Genomic DNA, 25,372 nt, shown 5'->3' with positions numbered 1-25,372 from the left:
GGAGATTTGCCCGGGACTTTAGCAATTCGATTCGCACCGCGACAGCGCAAAATGTCGCAGTTATGAATTTAAATGGTGCATTAGATATAAATCAGCCCCTGAAAAGCCGATTTTTGTGCACCGAAACGAGGATCAACATTAACCCGATCGCCCGATTGCGGTCACCTCTGAAACCGCTCGCCGATTGAGCAGTTCCCCTTGTTCAACTTCCCCTCTGGCAACAATCACCAGGCAAAAAAACGGAGCCCGAAGGCTCCGCTTTTTTTTCAACCGACCCAATCAGGCCAGTTTTTTGTGCCGTACGCGATGCGGCTGGGCAGCCGCTTCGCCAAGGCGCTTCTTGCGATCGGCTTCGTACTCGGTGTAGTTGCCTTCGAAGAACACCGCTTGCGAGTCGTCTTCGTACGCCAGGATGTGGGTCGCGACGCGGTCAAGGAACCACCGATCGTGAGAGATCACAATGGCGGCGCCCGGGAAGTCCAGCAGGGCTTCTTCCAGGGAACGCAGGGTTTCAACGTCGAGGTCGTTGGACGGTTCGTCGAGCAGCAGGACGTTGCCGCCCTCTTTCAGGGTCAGGGCCAGGTGCAAGCGACCGCGCTCACCACCGGACAGGTCCTTGACGAACTTCTGCTGGTCGCCGCCCTTGAAGTTGAAACGACCGACGTAGGTACGGGACGGAATCTCGTAGTTGCCGATGCGGATCTGGTCGGAACCGTCGGAGATCTGCTGGAACACAGTCTTGCTGCCATCCAGGTCGTCGCGGCTCTGATCCACGCAAGCCAGCTGCACGGTTTCGCCGACTTCGATGCTGCCCGAATCCGGTTGTTCCTTGCCCATCAGCATGCGGAACAGGGTGGATTTACCCGCACCGTTACCGCCGATCACGCCGACAATGGCGCCTTTAGGCATGCTGAACGACAGGTTGTCGATCAGGACGCGATCGCCATAGCCCTTGGTGACGTTCTTGAATTCGATGACCTTGTCACCCAGGCGCGGACCGGCCGGGATGTAGATCTCGTTGGTCTCGCTGCGCTTCTGGAATTCCTGGGACTGCATTTCCTCGAAGCGTTGCAGACGAGCCTTGGATTTGGACTGGCGGGCCTTGGCGCCTTTGCGCACCCACTCCAGTTCTTCCTTCATGGCTTTTTCGTGAGCCGACTGCTGCTTGGATTCGGCAGCCAGACGGTCGGACTTGGCTTCGAGCCAACCCGAGTAGTTGCCTTCATAAGGAATGCCGGCGCCACGGTCGAGTTCCAGAATCCAGCCGGCAACGTTGTCCAGGAAGTAACGGTCGTGCGTAATCGCGACCACAGTGCCCGGGAAGTCGTGGAGGAAGTGTTCCAGCCAGGCGACGGAATCGGCGTCCAAGTGGTTGGTCGGTTCGTCGAGCAGCAGCATGTCGGGGGCCGACAGCAGCAGGCGGCACAGGGCCACACGACGCTTCTCGCCACCTGACAGGTGTTCGACCTTGGCGTCCCAGGCCGGCAGGCGCAGCGCATCGGCGGCGACTTCCAGCTGGCGCTCCAGGTTATGACCATCGCTGGCTTGCAGGATGGCTTCGAGCTTGGCCTGTTCGGCGGCCAGCTTGTCGAAATCGGCATCCGGGTCGGCGTAGGCGGCATACACCTCGTCAAGGCGCGCCTGGGCGTCCTTGATCACGCTGACCGCTTCCTCGACCACTTCACGCACGGTCTTGGTCGGGTCCAGCTGCGGCTCTTGCGGCAGGTAGCCGATGTTCAGGTCTGGCATCGGGCGTGCTTCACCGTCGAACTCGGTGTCAACGCCGGCCATGATTTTCAACAGGGTGGATTTACCCGAACCGTTGAGGCCCAGTACGCCGATCTTGGCGCCGGGGAAGAATGACAGCGAAATGTTTTTGAGGATTTCCCGCTTCGGCGGAACAACTTTTCCCAGCCGATGCATGGTGAAGACGTATTGAGCCATGGTGAACCTAGCGTCAGTGACTGATGAATAGATCGGGCAGAGCCCGGGCCAGGCCATGCGCGGCACGGGCGTTGATCGTGATCAATACCTGCGCGCGGTAAATGCCTGATTGTCTGGAGCTGGAACGCTCCCGCGTAACCGGCAAAGCTACCTCAACGGATGACTAAGGTCCAGCCAGGCGGGGCTGGCACTTTGCCACAACTCAAGGCATGCTAGCCGCCCTTCGGGCGTCCGGCTTATAGTGCACGTCGCGCCAGTCCAGCCAAACCGCAGGATCACAGCTTGTCCAATGTCATTCCGCCATCTTCCGTGCGCGCAATCGCCTCTGCGCCCGGCTCTCCCCTGCGCGGCACCCTGAAGGGGGGATTGGCAACGCTGGTACTGCTGCTGCTCGCCCTGCTGTTTTGGCAGTTGCTCGACCAACTGCAGCAAACCCGTAAAGACCAGCACCAACATGCCATCGACTACAGCGCCGATCTGGCTGATCACCTCAGCCTGAACCTGGCGCTGAACGCGCAGATTGCCCTCAACCTGCTACCGATCGTCGAACAGCCCCACGACACCGAGCAACAGCAGCAACTGCTGAAAAGACTCCAGTTGTCCCTGCCGGATGTTCGCAGCGTCGCCCTGCTCGATGCCCAGGGCCAAGTGCTGAGTGACAGCGCCACCGACAGCCAGGATGCGGCCTGGCTGGCGAAACTGGTCGAGCGCAGCCACGCCCAGCGCTACTTCTTCGGCAACGGCCCGGAGGGTTCGGTGGTGTATCTGTTACTGCACCAGCCCAGCGGCGCGGTAAAGGGTTACTGGGTACTGCGAGTGGCCCCGAGTTTCTTCCAGACCCTGACCCGGCACAGCGACGAAAGCTTCCGCCCGGTGTGGGTGGTGCAAAACCGCCTGACCCAGCAAGTCATCAGCCGCGATGAAAGCAGCAGCGCCACACCCGGCCAGCTTTCGCCCGATGAAATGGCCAACACCGTGCTGGTCACGCCCCTGGGCAATAGCGATTGGCAATTGCGCGGCCTGTTCGATGAGCGCGCGGTCATCGAGCAACTGTTGCCGGCCTTTATCGGCAAATGCCTGCTGGGCCTGGCTTTCTCGCTGATTCCGGTGATCGCCCTGCTGAACATGCGCCGGCGCCAGCGCCAATTGCACGAAGGTCGGCGCCGCTACCAGGATATTTTCGAAGGCACCGGCGTGGCCTTGTGCGTGCTGGATATCTCCGGGCTCCCGGTTCTGCTCGACAAGCTGCAACTGCGCACCAGCGAGCAGCTCAGGCACTGGCTGCAACAGAGCTCCGAGCAGCGCCTGCAACTGTTGCAGGAACTGCGCATTACCGAAGTCAACCAGGTCGCCCTGCGCCTGCTGAATGTCGACGCCTGCGAAAGCGCCTGGAAACTGCTGATCGACGGCTGCCCGCTCAACGGCAACGCCATCGGCATTCAACTGCTGGATGCCGTGCTCACCCGCCAAAAGCAGCTGGAGCTGGAAATCAAGCTCAGCGATGCCCAGGGCAAGGACCAGCATCTGTGGCTGGTGCTGCGCCTGCCGGAAGACCCGAGCGATTACCGCGCGGTGATCCTCAGCATCAGTGACATCACCAGCCGCAAGCTGATCGAACTGTCGCTGCTGGAGCGTGAAGGTTTCTGGTCGGACGTGGTGCGTACCGTGCCCGATCACCTGTATGTGCAGGACGTGATCAGCCAGCGCATGATTTTCAGCAACCATCACCTGGGGCAGACCCTGGGCTACAACAAGACCGAACTGCACCAGATGGGCGAGTACTTCTGGGAGATCCTGCTGCACCCGGAAGACGCCGACCTCTACCACCGCCTGCGCCAGGAGCAGCGGCATTCGGGTTATGCCCAGCTGTTGCAATGCCAACTGCGCTTTCGCCACCGCAGCGACCAATGGCGGCGTTTCGAGATCCGCGAACAGGCGCTGGCCCGGGATCGGCACGACCAGGTCACGCGGATCATCGGCGTGGCCAAGGACATCACCGACCAGATCGAGGCCAGCGAATCCCTGCGCGACAGCGAGCAACGCTACCGGATGCTCGCCGAAAGCATCAGCGACGTGATTTTCTCCACCGACAGCAAGCTGTCGTTGAACTACGTGAGCCCGTCGGTGCTGGCGGTGCTGGGTTATGGAGTGGACTGGATCTTCCAGAATGGCTGGCAATCGACCATCGCCAACCCGCAGCAACTGACCGGCATCTATGCCCTGATGGACCGGGTCAGCAAGGCCCTGGACAAACCCGAGCAACTGGCGCAGTTGCGCAGCCAGGTGCAGACCCAGTTGTTCCTGTTCGATTGCCTGCGCGCCGACGGCCGCAAGATCCCCATCGAGCTGCGCCTGGTGCTGGTGTGGGACGAGCACGGGGCGTTCGAAGGCGTGCTCGGCGTCGGCCGCGACATCAGCCAGCAACGCCGTGCGGAAAAAGACCTGCGCATGGCTGCCACGGTTTTCGAACACTCGACCTCGGCGATCCTGATCACCGACCCGGCCGGCTATATCGTGCAGGCCAACGAGGCCTTCAGCCGGGTCAGCGGTTACGCGGTGTCCCAGGTACTCGACCAACTGCCGAACATGCTGACCGTCGACGAACAGCAGGAAGCCCACCTGCGCTATGTGCTCAAGCAACTGCACCAGCACAGCACCTGGGAAGGCGAAGTCTGGCTCAAGCGGCGCAATGGCGAGCATTATCCGGCCTGGGTCGGGATTACCGCGGTGCTGGATGACGAAGGCGACCTGGCCAGCTACGTGTGCTTCTTCAGTGACATCAGCGAGCGCAAGGCCAGCGAGCAGCGGATCCACCGCCTGGCCTACTACGACGCCCTGACCCACTTGCCCAACCGCACCTTGTTCCAGGATCGCCTGCACACCGCTCTGCAATCGGCGGAACGGCAGAAGTCCTGGGTGGTGCTGATGTTCCTCGACCTCGACCGCTTCAAGCCGATCAACGACTCCCTGGGCCATGCCGCAGGCGATCGCATGCTCAAGGAAATGGCCACGCGCCTGCTGGGCTGCGTCGACGATGACGACACCGTGGCGCGCATGGGCGGCGATGAGTTCACCCTGCTCCTGCAGCCTCGCGCCAGCCGTGAAATGGCGCTGAACCGGGCGATCCACGTCGCCGAGCAGATTCTCGCCAGCCTGGTAAAACCCTTTGTGCTCGAGGGCCGCGAGTTCTTTGTCACCGCCAGTATCGGCATCGCCCTGAGCCCGCAGGACGGTAATGAACTGAGCCAGTTGATGAAGAACGCCGACACCGCGATGTACCACGCCAAGGAACGCGGCAAGAACAACTTCCAGTTCTACCAGGCGGACATGAACGCCAGCGCCCTGGAGCGCCTGGAGCTGGAAAGCGACCTGCGCCACGCCCTGGAGCAGGAAGAATTCGTCCTTTACTACCAGCCGCAATTCAGCGGCGACGGCAAGCGCCTGACCGGGGCCGAGGCCCTGCTGCGCTGGCGGCATCCGCGGCGCGGGCTGGTGCCACCGGGGGACTTCATCCCGGTACTCGAAGAACTCGGATTGGTGGTGGATGTCGGTGACTGGGTGATCAGCGAGGCCTGTCGCCAGCTCAAGTCCTGGCACCTGGCCAAGGTCCGGGTGCCGAAAGTCTCGGTGAACATCTCGGCGCGGCAGTTCTCCGACGGCCAGCTGGGCACGCGGATCGCTACCATCCTCAAGGAAACCGGCCTGCCGCCGGCGTGCCTGGAGCTGGAACTGACCGAAAGTATCCTGATGCGTGAAGTCAGCGAGGCCATGCAGATTCTCGCCGGCCTGAAAAACCTGGGGCTGAGCATCGCCGTCGATGACTTCGGCACCGGCTACTCATCGCTGAACTACCTCAAGCAGTTTCCGATCGACGTGCTGAAAATCGACCGAACCTTCGTCGATGGCCTGCCGTCCGGCGAGCAGGACGCGCAAATCGCCCGCGCCATCATTGCCATGGCCCACAGCCTGAACCTGGCGGTGATCGCCGAGGGCGTGGAAACCCACGAACAGCTGGATTTCCTGCGTGAACACGGTTGCGACGAGGTCCAGGGCTATCTGTTCGGCCGCCCGATGCCGGCCAATCGCTTCGAAGCCCAGTTCAGCAACGACGCACTCTTCATGTTCGACTAGAACCCGCGGCAAGCTTCAAGCGACAAGCTGCAAGAGAAAAACGACCCGCTTGCCGCTTGCAGCTCGTCACTTGAACGCTGCTTCTGTGCGACATGATGTCCTTTCATATGCCATCTAAAACCCATTGGGTTAGAATGCCTCCCTTTTCTGCCCCCGATCCTTGAGGACCGCCATGTTCAGCCGTGATTTGACTATTGCCAAGTACGACGCCGATCTCTTTGCCGCCATGGAGCAAGAAGCTCAGCGCCAGGAAGAGCACATTGAGCTGATCGCTTCGGAAAACTACACCAGCCCAGCGGTGATGGAAGCTCAAGGCTCGGTATTGACCAACAAATACGCCGAAGGCTACCCAGGCAAGCGTTACTACGGCGGCTGCGAATACGTCGACGTGGTTGAGCAACTGGCCATCGACCGCGCCAAAGAGCTGTTCGGCGCCGATTACGCCAACGTCCAGCCCCACGCCGGCTCCCAAGCCAACAGCGCGGTATACCTGGCCCTGCTGTCGGCTGGCGATACCATCCTGGGCATGAGCCTGGCCCACGGCGGTCACCTGACCCACGGCGCCAGCGTTTCCTCCTCCGGCAAGCTGTACAACGCCATTCAATACGGCATCGACGCCAACGGCCTGATCGACTACGACGAAGTCGAGCGCCTGGCGGTCGAGCACAAGCCGAAAATGATCGTGGCCGGTTTCTCTGCCTACTCGCAGATCCTGGACTTCCCGCGCTTCCGCGAAATCGCCGACAAGGTCGGTGCGTACCTGTTCGTGGACATGGCTCACGTAGCCGGTCTGGTCGCCGCTGGCGTCTACCCGAACCCGGTGCCATTCGCCGATGTGGTCACCACCACGACCCACAAGACCCTGCGCGGTCCACGTGGCGGTCTGATCCTGGCTCGCGCCAACGCCGACATCGAGAAGAAGCTGAACTCCGCCGTATTCCCGGGCGCCCAGGGCGGCCCGCTGGAACACGTGATCGCCGCCAAGGCCATCTGCTTCAAGGAAGCCCTGCAGCCTGAGTTCAAAACCTACCAGGAACAAGTGATCAAGAACGCCAAGGCCATGGCCGGCGTGTTCATCGAGCGCGGTTTCGACGTGGTTTCCGGCGGTACTGAAAACCACCTGTTCCTGCTGTCGCTGATCAAGCAGGAAATCTCCGGTAAGGACGCTGACGCCGCTCTGGGCAAAGCCTTCATCACCGTGAACAAGAACTCGGTACCGAATGACCCACGTTCCCCGTTCGTCACTTCCGGCCTGCGCTTCGGCACTCCAGCCGTGACCACTCGCGGCTTCAAGGAAGCCGAGTGCAAGGAACTGGCTGGCTGGATCTGCGACATCCTGGCTGACCTGAATAACGAAACGGTGATCGACGCCGTTCGCGAGAAGGTCAAGGCCATCTGCAAGAAGCTGCCGGTATACGGCGCTTAATAGCCCGCATAACGCAGTAGAAAAGCCCGGCCCTGGTGCCGGGCTTTTTTGTGCGTGGGGGTTTTGTGTGCCAGATAAAACCAGCGCAGGCCCTCCTCCCCCACAAACACCCCAGGCACACCGTCCCACTTACCCCGCCCAACTGTCTGAGTGACACAACTGGTCAGACCGGTCATGCCAATTTCCGACATCCCCCTTGTAAACCCATAAAATCCGAGCGTAGACTGCGCCTGCACTGGACATACCGGTAAGACCACAATAATTAAGTCCTGGATCCGCAAGCGCTCACGCGCACGGCAGACAGGACACCGATCAGGATCCTCCTCATGCTCAGATGGTGCTCGCGTTCAATTTTCCTCCAGGTTGTTCTCGGACTGATGCTCGGCGTCGTTTGCGGACTCACCCTTCCCGAATTCTCCTCACAACTCAAACCGCTGGGCGATGGCTTTATCAAGCTGATCAAGATGCTGATCGGCCTGATCGTGTTCTGCGTGGTGGTCAGCGGCATTTCCGGTGCCGGCGACCTGAAAAAGGTCGGGCGTATCGGCCTAAAATCAGTCATCTACTTCGAAATCCTCACCACCATTGCCCTGGTGATCGGCCTGATCATGGCCTTCAGCACCGGCATTGGCAGCGGCGCCAACATCCATCTGGATCAGCTGTCCAGCGCCGACATGGGTGACATCGCCCAACGCGGCCAGCACATGCAGGGCACCGCGCAGTTCCTGATGAACCTGATCCCGACCTCGGTGATCGGTGCCTTCGCTGACAACAACATCCTCCAGGTCCTGCTGTTTTCCGTGCTCTTCGGCAGCGCCCTGAACCTGGTAGGTGAAGCCGCCTCCGGCATCTCGCGGCTGATCAACGAACTCAGCCACGTGATCTTCCGCATCATGGGCATGATCGTGCGCCTGGCGCCGATCGGCGTGTTTGGCGCCATCGCCTTCACCACCAGCAAGTACGGCGTGGATTCGCTGCAGCACCTGGGCAGCCTGGTGGGGCTGTTCTACCTGACCTGTTTCGCGTTCGTTGCGGTGATCCTGGGCCTGGTGATGCGCCTGTCGGGCCTGCGCATGCTGCCGTTCCTCAAGTACCTGCGTGAAGAACTGCTGATCGTGCTCGGCACCGCCTCATCCGACGCCGTGCTGCCGCAGATCATGCGCAAGCTCGAACACCTGGGGATCGGCAGCTCCACGGTGGGCCTGGTGATCCCCACCGGCTACTCGTTCAACCTCGATGGGTTTTCCATCTACCTGACCCTGGCCATCGTATTTATCGCCAACGCCACGGGTACGCCGCTGTCGATGTCGGACTTGCTGACCATTCTCCTGGTGTCCCTGATCACCTCCAAAGGTGCCCACGGCATACCCGGCTCGGCGCTGGTGATTCTGGCCGCGACCCTGACTGCGATCCCGGCGATTCCGGTGGTCGGCCTGGTCCTGGTGTTGGCGGTGGACTGGTTCATGGGCATCGGTCGCGCCCTGACCAACCTGATCGGCAACTGCGTGGCCACCGTGGCCATCGCGCGCTGGGAAAAAGACATCGACCTGCAGCGCGCCAACAAGGTCTTGAGCGGCCAGCAGGGTTACGGCTTCCAGCCGCGTAAACCGGCAGCGTCCGCCCATCAGCAGGAGTTCTAGGCAACACTTGTGCCTGCCGACGGCAGGCACAACAATCAGCGCCCGCCGATGGCGGCGTTACCGATACCCATGGAGTGCACAGTGATCAGCTCGTCGACGGTGGTAAATTCAGTGGTGGAAAAACTGCGGGCAGCCTTGGCCCGTGGCCAATGGCGCTGCGGCGACATGCTGCCCGGGCAACGCGAGTTGGCCGAACAACTGGGCATCAGTCGTCCAAGCCTGCGCGAAGCGGTGATCGTCCTGGAAACCCTGGGGCTAGTGCGTTCCCTGCCCGGCAAGGGCGTGCTGGTACTCGAAGCCACCCTCGGCGAATCATCGATCAGCACCAGCAGCGTCGCCGGCGCCAGCCTGGAAGACGTGCTGCAACTGCGCTACACCCTTGAGCCCTTTATCGTCGGCCTGGTGGCCCAGTCCATCAGCAGCAAGGAAGTCGGGCAATTGCGCCTGACCCTGATGGACATGCGCGAAGCCCTCGACGCCAATGACAGCGAAGCCGGGATGAACGCCTACATCGCCTTCCATGAAGAGCTGTTCGCCCTGACCTCCAACCCGATCTTCCAGAACGTGGTGCAACAGACCAGCAACGCGCTGAAACAGAGCGCGGACATCCTGCGCAACTCGCCGGAACACCTGGCCGAGCGCCTGCAGGAAAACGAAGCGGTGGTGCGGGCCATCCGCAACAAGAACAGCGCGCTGGCCAGCGCCGAGATGCGCAAGCATATCCTCCAGGAAGGCCAGCGCATGGGCATCGAACTGAACATCCCGGATGACAACCTGGGTCACTGACCCGATGTAGACCACTTCATATCGGCAACCGGACTGGAGACAGGCCATGGCCAGCTGCGCCTTGAACAATCATGCATTCCTCCCCAGCGGCGCCCTGCCCCGTCTGGGCCGGGGCCAGAGAAAGCTGCTGGTCGACGATGTCTATCCACAGATTTTCGAAGCCATTCTCGAACAGCGCATCACCCCCGGCAGCCGCGTCACCGAAGAAAACCTCGGTCTGGCCTTTGGGGTGAGCCGCAGCATCATTCGCCAGGTATTGGCCCGCCTGTCCCATCAACAGGTGATCATCCTGCGCCCCAACCACCGGCCACAGGTGGCGGCGCCGGACATCGAGCAGACCCGGCAGATCCTGCATGCCCGGCGCCTGACCGAAATCACCCTGGTGCGCCTGGCCTGCCAGCAACCACGACCCCGGCACTTGCTGCCCCTGCGCCAACTGATTGCCCGCGAACGCGAGGCCATCGAACGGGATCAGCGCGGGCCGGCCATTCGCCTGTCCGGCGAGTTCCACCTGCAATTGGCCGAGGTGGCGGGCAACGGGCCGCTGGCGCATTTTCTGGCCAGCCTAGTGCCGCTGACCTCCCTGGCCATCGCCCACCATGAATCACGGGCCTGCAACTACTGCGCCTGGCAGGAACACTCGGCGATTGTCGATGCCTTGGAAACCGGGGATGCCCAGGCAGCGGAGGTTTTGATGAACCAACACCTGGATCATCTGGAAACCAGGCTGCTGGGCGCACGTTAAGCCCGGCTCGGGCCGGCCTGCTGCCGCACGCCTGTGCGGTGGCCGGGCCTGTCCACAGAGGGGTGGGCTTAGCTCGCAGCCACTCGTGCAAATCCTGCACGAATCTTTTCTTCCGGCAGGTCGTCGGCGATAAACACAATCACGCTTTCCCGGGCTTCGCCTTCGGCCCATTCGGTGTCCCAATCGAAGCCGTAGAGTTTGAGCACGCCCTGGAACACCATGCGCCGCGGTTCGCCGGCGATATTGAGCACGCCTTTGTAGCGCAGCAATTGCTTGCCGTGATCTTCCAGCAGCTCGTTCATGAACTCGCTGAGTTTTTCAATATCCAGCGGCTGGTCGGTGCGCAGCACCAGGCTGGAGATACGATCGATGGAAGGCGCCTTGCTCACCGGACGCAAGCTGACGCCGCCGCCCAGGTCGGCATTGAGGTTGAACCCGCGCACATCCAGCAGTTCGGCCAGGTCGATCTGACCGTGCTCAACCACGCGAATCGGCGCCCGGCGGTTGATCCGGGTCAGGCGTTCGCTGAGGGCGTTGAAGGTTGCTTCATCCACCAGATCGCGCTTGCTCACCAGCAGCCGGTCGGCAAAGCCGATCTGGGCCTGGGCGATGGTCTGGGTCAGGTGGTGCTCGGCATGCGCGGCGTCCACCAGGGTGATGATGCCGTCGAGGATGTAGCGCTCGCGCAGCTCTTCATCGATAAAAAAGGTCTGGGCCACGGGCGCCGGATCGGCCAGCCCGGTGCACTCGATCACCAGGCGGTCGAAGGCGATTTCACCGCTGTCCAGTCGCTCCAGCAGCAGGTACAGCGCCTTGGTCAGGTCGGTGTGGATGGTGCAGCAGACGCAGCCGTTGGACAGGGTCATGACTTGCACCGGCTCGGCCCCCAACAGTTGGGTGTCGATACCGGCGTCGCTGAATTCGTTCTCGATCACGGCGATTCTCAGGCCGTGCTCGGCTTTGAGCAGGTGCCGCAGCAGCGTGGTCTTGCCCGCGCCAAGAAAGCCGCTGAGGACGGTGACGGGGATGGGTGCTGACAAAACGAAGATCTCCCTTGGGCTGAAAAAACTGTAGGAGCCCAGCCCGCCGGCGAGGTCAATTCAGACCTCGCCGACCGACCGGCTCCTACAGTGGGATGTTGCCTATTCTCTGTGCTTCAACAGCACTTCGGACCGCCCTTGCCACCGTAACGTGCTTCCTGACGTTCGCGAAAGAACATCTCGTAGCTCATCACCGGCTTGTCCGGGTGTTTGGTTTGCATATGCTCGACGTAGTTGTCGTAGTCGGGCATGCCGACCATCAGGCGCGCGGCCTGACCGAGGTATTTACCGAGGCGACTCAGGTCATTGAACATGTTTGCAATCCTCGGGTTACGCGTCCGGCAGGGCCTGGAAGGGCGATTCTTTATCCGTACGTTCCTTGGTGCCCCAGGCGGCGATGCCGACCTTGAGCGCATAGAACAGGATGCTGAACACCACCAGCAGGAACAGCGCGGTCAGCGTTGCGTTGGTGTAGGCGTTGAAGATCACGTGCTGCATCTGCTCGATGCTCTTGGCCGGAGCCAGGATCTGACCGCCTGCCAGGGCATCGCTATACTTCTTGGCCAGGGACAGGAAGCCGATCGCCGGGTTGGCGTCGAACAGCTTGATGAAGCCCGCCGTGGTGGTGCAGATCAGCAGCCAGACAGCCGGCAGCATGGTCACCCAGATGTAGCGTTGGCGTTTCATTTTGATCAGGACCACGGTCGCCAGCATCAGCGCGATACCCGCCAGCATCTGGTTGGAGATACCGAACAGTGGCCACAAGGTGTTGATGCCACCCAACGGATCGATCACCCCCTGGTACAGCAGGTAACCCCACATCGCCACGCAGCCGGCAGTGGCGATCAGGTTGGCGGTCCAGGACTCGGTGCGCTTGAGCGCCGGCACGAAGGACCCGAGCAGGTCCTGCAGCATGAAGCGTCCGGCACGGGTACCGGCATCGACTGCGGTCAGGATGAACAGGGCTTCGAACAGGATCGCGAAGTGGTACCAGAACGCCATGGTGTTTTCACCCGGCAGGACACTGTGCAGGATCTGCGCAATACCGACCGCCAGGGTCGGCGCACCACCGGCGCGAGCCAGGATGGTGGTCTCGCCGATGTCATGGGCCACCGCTTGCAGGGCTTCCGGGGTAATTGCAAAACCCCAGCTGCTGACGGTTTGCGCCACGGCCACCACATCGCCGCCGACCACGGCCGCCGGGCTGTTCATGGCGAAGTACACGCCAGGCTCGATCACCGATGCGGCAACCATCGCCATGATGGCCACGAAGGACTCCATCAACATGCCGCCGTAACCGATGTAGCGGGCGTTGGTTTCGTTATCCAGCAGCTTGGGCGTGGTGCCCGAGGAGATCAGCGCATGGAAGCCCGATACCGCGCCACAGGCGATGGTGATGAACAGGAACGGGAACAGGCCGCCTTTCCACACCGGTCCGGTGCCGTCGATAAACTGGGTCAGGGCCGGCATTTTCAGCTCGGGCATGGTGACCAGGATGCCGATCGCCAGGGCGATGATGGTGCCGATCTTGAGGAAGGTGGACAGGTAGTCCCGGGGAGCCAGAATCAGCCAGACCGGCAGCACCGCCGCGACGAAGCCGTAGCCGATGAGCATCCAGGTGATCTGGATCCCGGTGAAACTGAAGGCTTTGGCCCAAACCGGATCAGCGGCAATCTGCCCGCCCAGCCAGATCGAACCCAGCAACAGCAATACGCCAATGACCGAGATTTCACCGATGCGACCCGGGCGGATGTAGCGCATGTAAATGCCCATGAACATCGCGATCGGGATGGTCGCCATCACCGTGAAAATGCCCCACGGGCTTTCGGCCAGGGCCTTGACCACGATCAGCGCCAGCACCGCGAGGATGATGATCATGATCAGGAAGCAGCCAAACAGCGCGATGGTCCCGGGGATCCGGCCCATTTCCTCGCGCACCATATCGCCCAGGGAACGGCCGTTACGGCGAGTCGACAGGAACAGCACCATGAAGTCCTGGACCGCACCCGCCAGTACCACACCGGCAATCAGCCAGAGTGTGCCGGGCAGATAGCCCATTTGCGCTGCCAGCACCGGACCGACCAGAGGGCCTGCACCGGCAATAGCCGCGAAGTGGTGACCGAAGAGAATGTGTTTGTTGGTGGGGACGTAGTCCAGACCGTCGTTGTTGAGCACAGCAGGGGTTGCCCGGCGTGCATCGAGTTGCATCACGTTGTTGGCGATGAACAGGCTGTAGTAACGGTACGCAACCAGATAAATGGCCACTGCCGCGACCACAATCCACAAGGCGTTGATTGCCTCGCCGCGACGCAATGCCACTACGCCGAGGGCGCACGCTCCTACGATTGCCAGCAGCAGCCAGGGTACATGGCGTAGCAGGCTATTATTATTTTTCATTTTTTTATTCCAGCCAGGGTGGACAGAAAGACAGCCAAACCGAGTTTAGCGCTACTGGCTTCAAAGACCACCCCCCACGTTGGTCTAGAGCCTTCTTTTAAGAAAATCCAGCCCTGTGGGAACGGCCGCTCGCCGCTTCTGCCCGCCCGCTCGAAAACACGCTGAACCACCGTGGCGAAAAAACAGTCGCAACTACAAGCCCCCCGTCAGGAGACCCCATGGCCAGGCCCGCTGAACCACCACTGCTACCGCCGCCGTTGTTGTATCTGCTGTTCATCACGTTGGCGCTGTTTCTTGCAGACTGGCTGCCCCTGCCCATCCCTGCCAATGGCTGGACCCAGGCCCTGGCCGTGCTGCTGATCGTGGTTGGCCAGGGCCTGTCGTTCTGGGCAATGTGGCGTTTCCGCAAGCAGCACACCACCAACAGCAACTTCAACCAGCCCCGGCAACTGCTGCGCGACGGCCCGTTCGCCGTGTCCCGCAACCCGATCAACCTCGGCGACACCTGCGGCTATTGCGCCATCGCCCTGCTGCTTGGCAGTCTCTGGCCGTGGCTGTTGCTGGCGCCCTTGCTGTATCTGATGAACCGCAATGTCATCCACCCGGACGAAGTGCAGCTGCAAAGCCTGTTCGGCGACACCTACCGTGACTATTGCCGCAAGGTCCGCCGCTGGCTGTAGCGCAGAACAGGGGTCTATAGTCAGTGCACCACGCAGAGGGCCAGGCCATGAGCGAGCAACATTCCGATCGCCGACGTTTCAAGCGCATTGCTTTTGATGCCAGGACCGAACTCAGCCAGGGATCCCGACGCTGGCCCGTCCAACTGCTCGACCTGTCGCTCAAGGGCATGCTGATCCAGCGCCCCGAGCCGTGGCTGGGCGATGCCAGCCAGCCCTTTGAAGCCGACATTCATTTGAGTGCCGATGCCGAGGTGAAGATGGACGTGCAACTGGCCCACGATGACCATGGCCAGCTCGGGTTCGTCTGCCTGCACATCGGTCTGGAGTCGATCGAGCATCTACGGCGGCTGGTGGAGTTGAACCTGGGCGACCCCGAGGAGCTGGAGCGTGAGCTTGGGGCGTTGATCGAAATCTGATCAGCGCCCCAAACCCGAACCTCAGGGAAACGCCGATGGTTGGGGAAACTCGCTCTCGTTTTCCCAGTAACCCGGCTGCTGGCGGGATGCCACTTGCCACTGCCCATCGACATAACGATAGGTCCGGTAGGTGGTCACAAAGTCCTCACCCTGGGGCGCGGGCGCTGATGACACCTGCTGGATGGACTCGGTGGCGCTATCGTTCGCCGGCACCACTTTCCAGGCCGCCTTGCCGGTCTCGGCCAGCACCAACGGACGTTTTTCACCGGTTTCCGCCAGGTAACGCAACGGGTCGAGCTGATTTTGTGCCGGCACCAGGACCTCCGTGGCCGGACCGCTGTAGCTGCCCATGGGCGCCGTCATGTCGATAGTCAGGAAGAACGCCGGCGCTGGCAGGCCGTTGATCGGGGCCTTCTCCACTGTCGCCAGCGGGTAGCCAAGGTCCTTTTGCGCCAGCACCTCTCCGGAATCGGCAATCAACCGGGCCTGCGCCTCCAGCAAGGGATGGTTTTCGAGATCCGCCGACGCATCGAACGAGTCCGCATCCAGCGCGCTGCCCCAACTGTCGGCGTGCATCTGCGGAGTGATGCGCAGGTCCTCCAGCACCTCCAGCACCGAGCCGTCGCCGACCAGCACCTGCTGCGCCACCCGATAGCCTTCCGGCACTTCGCCCTGTTCGGCATGGGCACTGGCGGCGCTGAACATCAGCGCCAAACCGAGGGTCCGGGTCCAGCCGCTTTTATTGACCATCATCTGCTTCCTTTCATAAGGCCCACGTGGCGGTTATTCGAAAAGTGCGTCCAATGCCTGTTCCAGGCGGGTGACAGCAATGATCTTGAGCCCCGGTGGCGACTCTTTCGGTGCGTTGCCCTTGGGCACAATGGCCCGCTTGAAGCCGTGCTTGGCGGCCTCTTTCAGGCGCTCCTGGCCGCTGGGCACCGGACGCACTTCGCCGGACAGCCCCACTTCGCCGAACACCAGCAAATCGTGGGGCAACGGGCGATTGCGCAGGCTGGACATGACCGCCGCCATCAGCGCCAGGTCGGAAGCGGTTTCCAGTACCTTGACCCCGCCCACCACGTTGAGGAACACATCCTGGTCGTGGGTCGGAATGCCGCCGTGGCGGTGCAACACCGCCAGCAGCATGGCCAGGCGGTTCTGATCCAGGCCCAGGGTGACCCGGCGCGGGTTGGCCAGGTGGCTGTCATCCACCAGCGCCTGGACTTCCACCAGCATTGGCCGCGTGCCTTCCCAGGTGGCCATCACCACGCTGCCCGGTACTTCTTCCTGGGCACGGGTGAGGAAAATCGCCGAAGGGTTGGAGACTTCTTTCAGCCCCTTATCCGTCATGCCGAACACGCCGAGTTCATTGACCGCGCCGAAACGGTTTTTCACCGCTCGCAGCAAGCGCAGGCGCCCGTCGGACTCGCCTTCGAAATAGAGCACGGTGTCGACCATGTGCTCCAGCACCCGCGGCCCGGCCAGGGCGCCTTCCTTGGTCACGTGGCCGACCAGGAAGATCGCCGTGCCGCTCTGCTTGGCATAGCGCACCAGCAAGGCCGCGCTCTCGCGCACCTGGGACACGCCGCCCGGCGCCGATTGCAGCTGCTCGGTGAAGATGGTCTGGATCGAGTCGATCACCATGACCTTGGGTTTTTCCTGACGGGCGGTGGCGATGATGGTTTCGATGCAGGTTTCGGTCATGACCCGCAGCTTGTCCTGGGGCAGGCCCAGGCGGCGGGCACGCATGGCCACCTGTTGCTGCGACTCTTCGCCGGTCACATAGAGGGCTGGCATGCGCGTGGCGAGGTTGCACAAGGTTTGCAACAGAATGGTCGACTTGCCGATACCCGGGTCGCCGCCGATCAGCACCACCGAGCCGTCCACCAGGCCGCCACCGAGCACGCGGTCGAGTTCGCCGGAAGCGGTGGAGAAACGCGGGATTTCCTCGACGCTGACTTCAGCCAGGGTCTTGATCTGCGCCTGTTGCCCGGCCCAGCCGGTGCGCCCGCTGGGGGCCGCCGCGCCGCCGCTCTCGACCATGGTTTCGGTCAGGGTGTTCCAGGCCCCGCACTCACCGCACTGCCCGGCCCACTTGGGAAAGGTTGAGCCGCACTCGGTGCAGCCGTACATGCGTTTGGCCTTGGCCATCTGAACCCCCGGCAAAAACCGCGATGATAGCTCAGCTGGAGGGTGATCAGTGCGGCGCGGCGGTACGGATTTCACCGCTGGCCAGACGTGCGGCGCTATTGCCCAGCGGATCCTCGGCATTCAGGTTGGCGCCCTTGGCCGCCAGCGCATCCAGCAACTCCACGCGCTTGAACAGGCCGGCGTACATGGCAGCGGTCTGACCGGCGGCATTGCGCTGGTCCGGGCTGCAATCGGCGGCCAGCAGGCGCCGGGCAATCCCCAGTTCGCCCTTGAAGATCGCGCCCATCAACGCGGTATTGCCCCGCTTATCTTGCACGCAGGCGTCGGCACCCGCGGCCAGCAGGCGTTCAACCGCCGGAGCCTGGCCGTGATAGGCGGCGAGGATCAGCGCGCTGTAGCCCTTTTCGTCCTGGGTATCGAGGGCATAGCCGGCCTCGATAAAGGTGTCGAGCATCTCGACATCACCGCGCCGAGCGGCATCGAAATAGTAGTCCTGCAACTGGGCCTTGATCGCTGCCGGCTCCGTGGCGGGCGGTTGCCCGGGAGCGGCGAGCGCGGTGAATGAACAACAGATTAAAAGTGCCGCGATATAGATAGGCATGGAGCACCTCCCTCAGGTCTACACAAAGCAGGAGCACGCGACACCCTGAGCGGGCGTCGCGCGCACGCCGTCAATCTGTCAGCTTGGCGGCAAGGGCCTTGACCCGCGCCAGGTCGCCCTTGGCCACCTGGGTCACACCGCTGCCGTACTCGGGATCGGCCTTGTAGAGAAACGACAGCATGATGTGCTTGCTCTCGTCATCCGTGGTGGCCAGGGAGCCGCCGAAGTTGTTGATCAGGTCCTGGCGCTCCTGCTTGCTCAGCGAACGGTACAGCTCGCCGGCCTGCTTGAAGTTCTGCTCGCGCTGGATCTTTGCCTGCTGGGTGCTGCCGCTCAGCGGCTGTTGGCTGTAGCGGGCAGCTTGCGGTTCTTCGCGGGGCAACAGGCGACTCGGTTGGTAGTTGACCCCGGTGGAGCTGCTGGCGCTGTTCATCGCGCCGTCCTGGTTACCGTTGTTGACCGCGACTTTCGGCGCATTGATCGGCAACTGCAGGGCATTGGCCCCCAGGCGATACATCTGGGTATCGGCGTAGGAGAACACTCGGCCTTGCAGCAAGCGGTCCTCCGACGGCTCGATGCCCGGTACCAGGTTGGCCGGGGCCATGGCCACCTGCTCGGTTTCCTGGAACACATTGCCCGGGTTGCGGTTGAGCACCATCTGCCCGACCTTGCGCTCCGGCACCCCGGGCCAGATCTTGGTCGCATCCAGCGGATCAAAATCGAAGCCGGCCAGGTCCTGGGGCTTGAGCACCTGGACATACAGGTCCCATTTCGGGAAGTCACCCTGGTTGATATGGCTCACCAGGTCATGGGTCATGTGGCTGTAGTCACGGCCCTGCACCTGGACCACCTGTTGCGGGTCCAGATTGTTGATGCCCTGCAGGCTCTTCCAGTGGAACTTCACGTAGTGCACTTCGCCCTTGGCGTTGACCAACTTGTAGGCGTGCACGCCATTGCCGTCCATTTCCCGGTAACTGGCCGGAGTTCCGGAGTTGGAATACAACTCGGTCAAGGTGCGGGTGGCTTCCGGAACATGGGAGAAGAAATCGAAACGCCGCGAATCATCATCCAGGTTGGTGCGCGGGTCAGGTTTGAATGCATGCACCATGTCCGGGAACTTGATGGCATCACGAATAAAAAAGGTCGGGAAGTTATTGCCTACCAGGTCCCAGTTACCGTCGGCGGTATAGAACTTGGTGGCAAAACCCCGAGGGTCACGCAGGGTTTCAGGCGAGTGATTGCCATGGACCACCGCCGAGAAACGCACGAATACCGGCGTCACTTCGCCCGCGGCAAAGACTTTGGCTTTGCTCAGGTCGCTGAGGCTGTCGGTCACCGTGAACGTGCCGTGGGCACCGGTGCCACGGGCATGCACCACCCGCTCCGGAATGCGCTCGCGGTCGAAACGCTGGAGCTTCTGGATCAGTTGCACATCCTGCAACAGCACGGGGCCGGTCGCGCCGGCGGTTTGCGAATTCTGGTTGTCGCCCACTGCGGCGCCGTTATCGCGGGTCAAGGTGGCAGCCTGTACGGAAAGGGACAGCAGGCTGGCGGTCATGACGCCCAGCAGGCGCCGCTGGGAAAGAGTCCCAAGGCCAAGGGTGGTACTCATTGTTTTATTCCTCTGGTTAATCCAGCGCAGTCGAGTGCGCCTGTTAGAGGCTAGTGAGCAACGAGTTGAAAACTAAATTGAAAGGTCGCAAGCGACTGATTGAAAGAATGTTCTGGGCGATAGGCTCAAGTGCGGGTATTACGCGCGCGATTGCTGGCACTTTGTAAACTATTTGCCGCCAAGTCGGTCGATAACAGCGAACACTGTAAGCAGTTGTATCAAGCAGGAGCGCAATGGCTGATTTACACTGCGTTCACCAACCTCATCTGTAACAAGGAATAACCTATGGGCGTGCTAAGTGAGTTCAAGGCCTTCGCGGTCAAAGGTAATGTGGTCGATATGGCCGTCGGTATCATCATCGGTGCGGCGTTCGGCAAGATCGTCTCGTCCTTTGTCGGTGATGTGGTCATGCCACCTATCGGCCTGCTGATCGGCGGCGTCGACTTCAGTGACCTGGCCATTACCCTCAAGGCCGCTGTGGGCGATGCACCGGCCGTGGTGCTGGCCTACGGTAAATTCATCCAGAGCATGATCGACTTCGTCATCGTCGCCTTTGCCATCTTCATGGGCGTGAAAGCCATCAACCGCCTGAAGCGCGAAGAAGCCGTGGCCCCTACCCTGCCACCGGTACCGACCAAGGAAGAAGAACTGCTGGGCGAGATCCGCGATCTGCTCAAAGCGCAGAACAACAAACCCTGAAGTCGCCACACCCCTAGAAAAACGGCGCCCCTGAGGCGCCGTTTTTTTTTACCAGTAGGTTTCTACCGCCACCTGCCCGGGGCGTCGGCTCAGGCTCAGTTGCATATCGCGTTGCTTGAGCAGGGCCCGGGTGTCATCGACCATCTGCGGGTTGCCGCACAGCATCACCCGCGAATGCTCCGGGGTCAGTGGCACGCCGGCGGCGCGCTCCAGCTCGCCGTTTTCGATCAGGTGGGTAATGCGCCCGTTGAGGCTGCCCGGATGCTGTTCGCGGGTCACGGTGCTGATGAACTGCAACTTGTGGGCGACTTCCGCCAAGTAGTCGCGCTGTACCAGCTCGCGGATCAACTGCTGATAGGCCAGTTCCTTGGCTTCACGCACGCTGTAGACCAGGATGATGCGCTCGAATTTTTCCCAGACTTCAAAGTCCTGGAGGATCGACAGGAACGGCGCGATCCCGGTGCCGGTGGCCAGCAGCCACAGGTCACGGCCATCGACGAAGCGGTCCAGGGTCAGGTAGCCAAAGGCCTGGCGTTCCACCAGCAGGCTGTCGCCCACTTCGAGGCGACTCAGTTCACTGGTGAACTCGCCGCCGGGGACCACGATGGAGAAAAACTCGAGAAATTCGTCAAACGGCGACGACACCATGGAGTAGGCCCGCCACACCGTGCTGCCATCGGCCCGGGTCACGCCCAGGCGGGCAAACTGCCCGGCGCGAAAGCGAAAACCGACATCGCGGGTGGTGCGCAGGGTGAACAGGCTCGGGGTCAGGGGATGGACCTCAAGCAAGGTCTGGCGCGTGTACTTTTCTGCACTGGCAGTCATGGCAGGCTCCATTGGGCGAATGCCGCTAGTGTCCCGCAAAGCACGGGGTAGAAACACCGGTGGTTTGTAATGGCATAGATCGCGGGCAATCAGCGGCAAAAAAACGTACCATTTGCCCCCTCTTCGAGCAGACGCCACGCGGCCTGCGTGCCACCTGCCCGAACGCTCCTGCCCGCAGACGCCCCGTCCATCGGCAGGACATTCGTCGATTATCCAGAGTCCGTCCCATGCCCCTGCTCGAAAGCCCCTTCGCCCAGCTCGACCTGATCCGCCAGCCCGAACAACCGAACGAGCCGTTGCAGGCCTTCGACGCGGCGGACGAGTACTTGCTCAACCACCTGGCCGAGCAGCAGCCGGATGCGCAGACCCGCGTGCTGATCCTCAATGACAGCTTCGGCGCCCTGGCCGCGAGCCTGGCGGGTCGGGTGCAGTTGACCAGCAGTGGCGACTCGTTTCTAGGCGCCCAGGCCCTGGAAAAGAACCTGGTGCGTAACGGTCGCGCCTTTGACGCGGTGTCGGTGGTGCCGGCCAGCGAGCCGTTGCACGGCCCGTTCGACCGGGTGCTGATTCGCGTACCCAAGACCCTGGCCCTGCTGGAAGAACAGTTGATCCGCCTGCAGGGCCAACTGGCTCCAGGCGCCCAGGTGGTGGCGGCGGCCATGGTCAAACACTTGCCGCGGGCGGCCGGGGACTTGCTGGAGCGCTACATCGGCCCGGTGCAGGCTTCGCTGGCGGTAAAAAAGGCGCGGTTGCTGATGGCCACGCCTGAAGCCAGGACCCCGGCCGTGTCGCCCTACCCCAGCCGCTATCCACTGGATGAGCCGGCCATCGAGCTGCTCAACCATGCCAACGTGTTCTGCCGCGAAGGGCTGGACATCGGCACCCGTGCCTTCCTCCCGCACCTGCCCCACAACCTGGGCCAGGCCCGGGTCGCCGATCTGGGCTGCGGCAACGGGGTACTGGCCATCGCCAGCGCCCTGCGCAATCCGGACGCCCACTACACCCTGGTGGATGAATCCTTCATGGCCGTGCAATCGGCCCGGGAGAACTGGCATGCGGCTCTCGGCGAACGCGAAGTGACCGTGCGCGCCGACGACGGCCTGGCCGGGCAGGAGCCGCAGTCGCTGGACGTGGTGCTGTGCAACCCGCCGTTCCACCAGCAACAGGTGGTCGGCGACTTTCTGGCCTGGCGCATGTTCCAGCAGGCCCGCGAAGCGCTGGTGGTGGGCGGCGCGCTGTACATCGTCGGCAACCGCCACCTGGGTTATCACAGCAAGCTGGCGCGCCTGTTCCGGGGCGTCGAACAGGTGGCGGCGACACCGAAGTTCGTGATCCTCAAGGCCCGCAAATAATCCCGCACTAGCAGGTTGCAGACCAAAAAAAGCCCTCCATGAGAGGGCTGTAAAACCGTGCCGCAAGGCAACGGGATGGGATGATCAGTGGGTCGTCAGGCCCGCGGCATTCATGAACATGCGCATCAGACTGGCGACGATAAACAGGGCCAGCACGCTGCCGACCCAGATTCCGGCCAGCCAGCCGAGACGTTGCCACAGGGGCTTTTTCTCGGCGGCTTCGATTTCCTGCAAAGAGTGTTTATTGCTCATCGCTTGAACTCCTGATAAACCGCAGGCTGCGGTGTGCCCGGCACACCGCGCGCCCGGCGGCGCCCTAGTGGTAACCGTCTTCGTGGGTGACCTTGCCGCGGAACACGTAGTAGCTCCAGAAGGTGTACCCGAGGATGAACGGGATGATGAACAGCGTGCCCACCAGCATGAAGCCCTGGCTTTGCGGCGGCGCGGCGGCGTCCCAGATCGAGATCGACGGTGGCACGATGTTCGGCCACAGGCTGATGCCCAGGCCGCTGTAGCCGAGGAAGATCAGCACCAGGGTCAGCAAGAACGGCGTGTAATGGGCGTTGCGCGCCACGGCGCGAACCAGGCCATACATGGTCACCAACACCAGGATCGGCACCGGCAGGAACCAGAACAGGTTCGGCAAGGTGAACCAGCGCGTGGCGATTTCCGGGTGCGCCAGCGGGGTCCAGATACTGACAATGCCGATCACCGCCAGCACCACAAAGGCCAGGGGCCGCGCCAGGTTGTGCATTTGCTCCTGGAGCTTGCCTTCGGTCTTCATGATCAGCCAGGTGCAGCCCAACAGGGCATAGGCCACCACCAGCGCCGCGCCGCAGAACAGGGTGAAGGGGGTCAGCCAGTCCAGCGAACCGCCGGCGAACTGGCGATTGACCACCGGCAAGCCATCGATAAAGGCCCCCAGCGCCACGCCCTGGAAGAAGGTGGCGGTGATTGATCCGCCAATAAACGCCTTGTCCCATAGATGACGCTTGTCATCCTTGGCCTTGAAGCGGAACTCGAACGCCACGCCGCGAAAGATCAGGCCGATCAACATCAGGATCAGCGGCAAGTACAACGCCGAGAGCACCACCGAATAAGCCAGCGGGAAGGCGCCGAACAGTGCCGCGCCCCCCAGCACCAGCCAGGTTTCATTGCCGTCCCAGACCGGGGCGACGGTGTTCATCATTACGTCACGGTCGGTCTTGCCCGGGATAAACGGGAAGAGAATCCCGATCCCCAGGTCGAAGCCGTCCATGACCACGTACATCATGATGCCGAAGATGATGATCACGGCCCAGATCAGCGGAAGATCGATACCCATGAGTCAATTCCCCTTGTTCAGGCGGTCGCTGTGGTCAGCTTCGGCGTCATCGTCGGCAGCGGAAAGCGGCCGGGCCGGCGTGCGTTTCTGCCCAGGTCCCCCGTGGCTGACTTCGGCCCCTTCATTGATCACAGGGCCTTTGCGCACCAGGCGCATCATGTAGCCCAGGCCGGCACCGAACAGCGCGAAATAGACCACGACAAACAACACCAAGGTGATGCTCATCTGCATAAAGCTGTGGTTGGACGATGCATCTGCCGTGCGCATAAGCCCGTAGACCACCCACGGCTGACGGCCGATTTCGGTGGTGAACCAGCCGGCGAGAATCGCGATCAGACCCGACGGCCCCATCCACAGCGCCAGGTGCAGGAACAGCCGGTTGTGGTAGATCCGCTCGCGGCGACGCAGCCACAGGCTCCACAGACCGGTGAAGATCATCAGGAAGCCGAGGCCGACCATGACCCGGAACGACCAGAAGACGATGGTCGAATTCGGCCGGTCCTCAGGTGGAAAGTCCTTGAGCGCCGGCACTTGCTTGTCCAGCGAGTGGGTGAGAATCAGGCTGCCCAGGTAAGGGATTTCCACGGCGTACTTGGTTTTTTCAGCCTTCATGTCCGGCCAGCCGAAGAGGATCAGCGGGGTCGGCTCGTTGCCGATGTTTTCCCAGTGCCCTTCGATGGCGGCAATTTTCGCCGGCTGGTGCTTGAGGGTGTTGAGGCCATGGAAGTCACCGATCACCGCCTGTACTGGCGCCACGATCAGGGCCATCCACATCGCCATCGACAGCATGCGCCGGATCGCCGGGTTATCCCGCCCGCGCAGCAGGTGCCAGGCAGCCGAGGAGCCGACGAAGAACGCCGTGGCGACAAACGCGGCCGTGGCCATGTGCGCCAGGCGGTAGGGGAACGAAGGGTTGAAGACCACGGCGAACCAGTCCACCGGAATCACCCGGCCGTCGATGATTTCAAAGCCCTGAGGGGTCTGCATCCAGCTGTTGGACGAGAGGATCCAGAAGGTCGAGATCAGCGTGCCGATGGCCACCATCACCGTGGAGAAGAAGTGCAGGTTGCGCCCGACCTTGTTCCAGCCGAACAGCATGACCCCAAGGAAACCGGCCTCAAGGAAGAACGCCGTGAGTACTTCATAGGTCAGCAACGGGCCGGTGACAGCGCCGGCAAAATCCGAGAAGCGGCTCCAGTTGGTGCCGAACTGGTAGGCCATGACCAGGCCGGAGACCACACCCATGCCGAAGTTGACGGCAAAGATCTTGGACCAGAAGTGGTACAGGTCGCGGTAGGTGTCGTCGCGGGTCTTGAGCCACAAGCCTTCGAGTACCGCCAGGTAACTCGCCAGGCCGATGGTGATGGCCGGGAACAGAATGTGGAACGAGATGGTGAACGCGAATTGGATTCGGGCGAGATCAAGTGCCTCCAAACCGAACATAAGCTTTCCTCTGTCAGGTAATACCGGCTGAAGGCTTGCGGCCTGCACCCACTGCCCCCACGGATATGGAGTGTGGCGAATTCGGATTCGTTCTTTTTAAACCATCGCAACGTAGGGATTTCTGGCCATCTGGCCGCCAGATCGACCTTTGGAAAAGGTT

At 61.9% G+C, this 25,372-nt stretch carries 21 protein-coding genes; 9 read left to right on the top strand and 12 right to left on the bottom strand.

Going from position 1 to position 25,372, the window contains the following annotated elements; translation table 11 throughout:
• Positions 1 to 279: 279 nt before the first annotated feature.
• Entirely contained in the window at positions 280 to 1,944 is a 1,665-nt protein-coding gene (gene ettA, locus MF4836_RS20225; protein ID WP_020296430.1) for an energy-dependent translational throttle protein EttA, read from the bottom strand.
• 282 nt (positions 1,945 to 2,226) lie between these two features.
• On the opposite strand from ettA, the gene MF4836_RS20220 reads away from it, so the two are divergent.
• The 5 genes from MF4836_RS20220 (at position 2,227) to MF4836_RS20200 (ending at position 10,672) form a co-directional block, all read left to right on the top strand.
• Positions 2,227 to 6,075: a bifunctional diguanylate cyclase/phosphodiesterase gene (locus MF4836_RS20220; RefSeq protein ID WP_078471747.1), complete on the top strand. Its 3,849-nt coding sequence runs from the start codon at positions 2,227 to 2,229 to the stop codon at positions 6,073 to 6,075.
• A gap of 172 nt (positions 6,076 to 6,247) precedes the next feature.
• A complete protein-coding gene (gene glyA, locus MF4836_RS20215) occupies positions 6,248 to 7,501 on the top strand; it encodes a serine hydroxymethyltransferase (RefSeq protein ID WP_078471746.1) in 1,254 nt (417 codons plus the stop codon).
• Between the two features lie 326 nt (positions 7,502 to 7,827).
• A complete protein-coding gene (locus MF4836_RS20210; protein WP_078471745.1) occupies positions 7,828 to 9,141 on the top strand; it encodes a C4-dicarboxylate transporter DctA in 1,314 nt (437 codons plus the stop codon).
• Between the two features lie 81 nt (positions 9,142 to 9,222).
• Positions 9,223 to 9,927, top strand: a complete 705-nt coding sequence (locus MF4836_RS20205) for a FadR/GntR family transcriptional regulator (RefSeq protein WP_078471744.1) — start codon at positions 9,223 to 9,225, stop codon at positions 9,925 to 9,927.
• Positions 9,928 to 9,973: 46 nt separating this feature from the next.
• Positions 9,974 to 10,672: a GntR family transcriptional regulator gene (locus MF4836_RS20200; RefSeq protein ID WP_078471743.1), complete on the top strand. Its 699-nt coding sequence runs from the start codon at positions 9,974 to 9,976 to the stop codon at positions 10,670 to 10,672.
• Between the two features lie 68 nt (positions 10,673 to 10,740).
• On the opposite strand, the gene yjiA is transcribed toward MF4836_RS20200, so the two are convergent.
• The 3 genes from yjiA to MF4836_RS20185 form a co-directional block, all read right to left on the bottom strand.
• A complete protein-coding gene (gene yjiA / locus MF4836_RS20195; protein WP_078471742.1) occupies positions 10,741 to 11,712 on the bottom strand; it encodes a GTPase in 972 nt (323 codons plus the stop codon).
• Between the two features lie 116 nt (positions 11,713 to 11,828).
• On the bottom strand, positions 11,829 to 12,026 hold the full coding sequence (locus MF4836_RS20190) for a YbdD/YjiX family protein (RefSeq protein WP_007895266.1): 198 nt from the start codon (positions 12,024 to 12,026) through the stop codon (positions 11,829 to 11,831).
• Between the two features lie 16 nt (positions 12,027 to 12,042).
• A complete protein-coding gene (locus tag MF4836_RS20185; protein WP_020296423.1) occupies positions 12,043 to 14,109 on the bottom strand; it encodes a carbon starvation CstA family protein in 2,067 nt (688 codons plus the stop codon).
• A gap of 218 nt (positions 14,110 to 14,327) precedes the next feature.
• Here MF4836_RS20185 and MF4836_RS20180 point away from each other — a divergent pair, with 218 nt between their 5' ends.
• Both MF4836_RS20180 and MF4836_RS20175 read left to right on the top strand, forming a co-directional pair.
• On the top strand, positions 14,328 to 14,789 hold the full coding sequence (locus MF4836_RS20180; protein ID WP_078471741.1) for a methyltransferase family protein: 462 nt from the start codon (positions 14,328 to 14,330) through the stop codon (positions 14,787 to 14,789).
• A gap of 47 nt (positions 14,790 to 14,836) precedes the next feature.
• A complete protein-coding gene (locus MF4836_RS20175; RefSeq protein ID WP_078471740.1) occupies positions 14,837 to 15,205 on the top strand; it encodes a PilZ domain-containing protein in 369 nt (122 codons plus the stop codon).
• Between the two features lie 21 nt (positions 15,206 to 15,226).
• On the opposite strand, the gene MF4836_RS20170 is transcribed toward MF4836_RS20175, so the two are convergent.
• The 4 genes from MF4836_RS20170 to katB all read right to left on the bottom strand — a co-directional run bounded on the left by MF4836_RS20170 (position 15,227) and on the right by katB (position 19,515).
• Complete coding sequence (locus MF4836_RS20170) at positions 15,227 to 15,958, bottom strand: hypothetical protein (protein ID WP_078471739.1); 732 nt, start codon at positions 15,956 to 15,958, stop codon at positions 15,227 to 15,229.
• A 30-nt stretch (positions 15,959 to 15,988) separates the two neighbouring features.
• Positions 15,989 to 17,356, bottom strand: a complete 1,368-nt coding sequence (radA, locus tag MF4836_RS20165; RefSeq protein WP_078471738.1) for a DNA repair protein RadA — start codon at positions 17,354 to 17,356, stop codon at positions 15,989 to 15,991.
• Between the two features lie 46 nt (positions 17,357 to 17,402).
• On the bottom strand, positions 17,403 to 17,957 hold the full coding sequence (locus MF4836_RS20160) for an ankyrin repeat domain-containing protein (RefSeq protein WP_078471737.1): 555 nt from the start codon (positions 17,955 to 17,957) through the stop codon (positions 17,403 to 17,405).
• A 70-nt stretch (positions 17,958 to 18,027) separates the two neighbouring features.
• The gene (gene katB / locus MF4836_RS20155; protein ID WP_201132074.1) at positions 18,028 to 19,515 is read right to left on the bottom strand and encodes a catalase KatB; all 1,488 of its coding nucleotides are present in this window, start codon (positions 19,513 to 19,515) and stop codon (positions 18,028 to 18,030) included.
• Positions 19,516 to 19,854: 339 nt separating this feature from the next.
• Between katB and mscL the strand changes: the two genes are divergently transcribed.
• Entirely contained in the window at positions 19,855 to 20,268 is a 414-nt protein-coding gene (gene mscL, locus MF4836_RS20150) for a large-conductance mechanosensitive channel protein MscL (RefSeq protein ID WP_078471735.1), read from the top strand.
• 48 nt (positions 20,269 to 20,316) lie between these two features.
• Here mscL and MF4836_RS20145 read toward each other — a convergent pair whose 3' ends face one another.
• Positions 20,317 to 21,093 carry a ferredoxin--NADP reductase gene (locus MF4836_RS20145; RefSeq protein WP_078471734.1) on the bottom strand — a complete coding sequence of 259 codons (777 nt, stop codon included), beginning with the start codon at positions 21,091 to 21,093 and terminating at the stop codon, positions 20,317 to 20,319.
• 227 nt (positions 21,094 to 21,320) lie between these two features.
• On the opposite strand from MF4836_RS20145, the gene MF4836_RS20140 reads away from it, so the two are divergent.
• Positions 21,321 to 22,445 (top strand): methyltransferase, encoded by a 1,125-nt coding sequence (locus tag MF4836_RS20140; RefSeq protein WP_078471733.1) that lies wholly within the window; start codon positions 21,321 to 21,323, stop codon positions 22,443 to 22,445.
• Between the two features lie 84 nt (positions 22,446 to 22,529).
• On the opposite strand, the gene MF4836_RS20135 is transcribed toward MF4836_RS20140, so the two are convergent.
• From MF4836_RS20135 to MF4836_RS20125, 3 genes are all read right to left on the bottom strand, one after another.
• Positions 22,530 to 22,697: a DUF2474 domain-containing protein gene (locus tag MF4836_RS20135; RefSeq protein ID WP_020296413.1), complete on the bottom strand. Its 168-nt coding sequence runs from the start codon at positions 22,695 to 22,697 to the stop codon at positions 22,530 to 22,532.
• A 64-nt stretch (positions 22,698 to 22,761) separates the two neighbouring features.
• The gene (gene cydB / locus MF4836_RS20130; RefSeq protein ID WP_078471732.1) at positions 22,762 to 23,769 is read right to left on the bottom strand and encodes a cytochrome d ubiquinol oxidase subunit II; all 1,008 of its coding nucleotides are present in this window, start codon (positions 23,767 to 23,769) and stop codon (positions 22,762 to 22,764) included.
• Positions 23,770 to 23,772: 3 nt separating this feature from the next.
• Positions 23,773 to 25,212, bottom strand: coding sequence for a cytochrome ubiquinol oxidase subunit I (locus MF4836_RS20125; protein WP_078471731.1), 1,440 nt, complete (start codon positions 25,210 to 25,212; stop codon positions 23,773 to 23,775).
• Positions 25,213 to 25,372 lie beyond the last annotated feature (160 nt).

This window comes from Pseudomonas sp. MF4836 (genome assembly GCF_002018875.1).
Classification (GTDB): Bacteria; Pseudomonadota; Gammaproteobacteria; order Pseudomonadales; family Pseudomonadaceae; genus Aquipseudomonas.
This window is presented reverse-complemented; position numbering and strand designations above follow the sequence as displayed.

Coding starts and splice junctions, on each gene's coding strand:
- radA (WP_078471738.1), bottom strand. CDS start 17,356: ATGGCCAAGGCCAAACGCATGTACGGCTGCACCGAGTGCGGCTCAACC.
- MF4836_RS20200 (WP_078471743.1), top strand. CDS start 9,974: ATGGCCAGCTGCGCCTTGAACAATCATGCATTCCTCCCCAGCGGCGCC.
- ettA (WP_020296430.1), bottom strand. CDS start 1,944: ATGGCTCAATACGTCTTCACCATGCATCGGCTGGGAAAAGTTGTTCCG.
- mscL (WP_078471735.1), top strand. CDS start 19,855: ATGGGCGTGCTAAGTGAGTTCAAGGCCTTCGCGGTCAAAGGTAATGTG.
- MF4836_RS20170 (WP_078471739.1), bottom strand. CDS start 15,958: ATGATGGTCAATAAAAGCGGCTGGACCCGGACCCTCGGTTTGGCGCTG.
- MF4836_RS20125 (WP_078471731.1), bottom strand. CDS start 25,212: ATGTTCGGTTTGGAGGCACTTGATCTCGCCCGAATCCAATTCGCGTTC.
- cydB (WP_078471732.1), bottom strand. CDS start 23,769: ATGGGTATCGATCTTCCGCTGATCTGGGCCGTGATCATCATCTTCGGC.
- MF4836_RS20210 (WP_078471745.1), top strand. CDS start 7,828: ATGCTCAGATGGTGCTCGCGTTCAATTTTCCTCCAGGTTGTTCTCGGA.
- MF4836_RS20180 (WP_078471741.1), top strand. CDS start 14,328: ATGGCCAGGCCCGCTGAACCACCACTGCTACCGCCGCCGTTGTTGTAT.
- katB (WP_201132074.1), bottom strand. CDS start 19,515: ATGACCGCCAGCCTGCTGTCCCTTTCCGTACAGGCTGCCACCTTGACC.
- MF4836_RS20175 (WP_078471740.1), top strand. CDS start 14,837: ATGAGCGAGCAACATTCCGATCGCCGACGTTTCAAGCGCATTGCTTTT.
- MF4836_RS20140 (WP_078471733.1), top strand. CDS start 21,321: ATGCCCCTGCTCGAAAGCCCCTTCGCCCAGCTCGACCTGATCCGCCAG.
- MF4836_RS20185 (WP_020296423.1), bottom strand. CDS start 14,109: ATGAAAAATAATAATAGCCTGCTACGCCATGTACCCTGGCTGCTGCTG.
- glyA (WP_078471746.1), top strand. CDS start 6,248: ATGTTCAGCCGTGATTTGACTATTGCCAAGTACGACGCCGATCTCTTT.
- MF4836_RS20190 (WP_007895266.1), bottom strand. CDS start 12,026: ATGTTCAATGACCTGAGTCGCCTCGGTAAATACCTCGGTCAGGCCGCG.
- MF4836_RS20135 (WP_020296413.1), bottom strand. CDS start 22,697: ATGAGCAATAAACACTCTTTGCAGGAAATCGAAGCCGCCGAGAAAAAG.
- MF4836_RS20160 (WP_078471737.1), bottom strand. CDS start 17,957: ATGCCTATCTATATCGCGGCACTTTTAATCTGTTGTTCATTCACCGCG.
- MF4836_RS20145 (WP_078471734.1), bottom strand. CDS start 21,093: ATGACTGCCAGTGCAGAAAAGTACACGCGCCAGACCTTGCTTGAGGTC.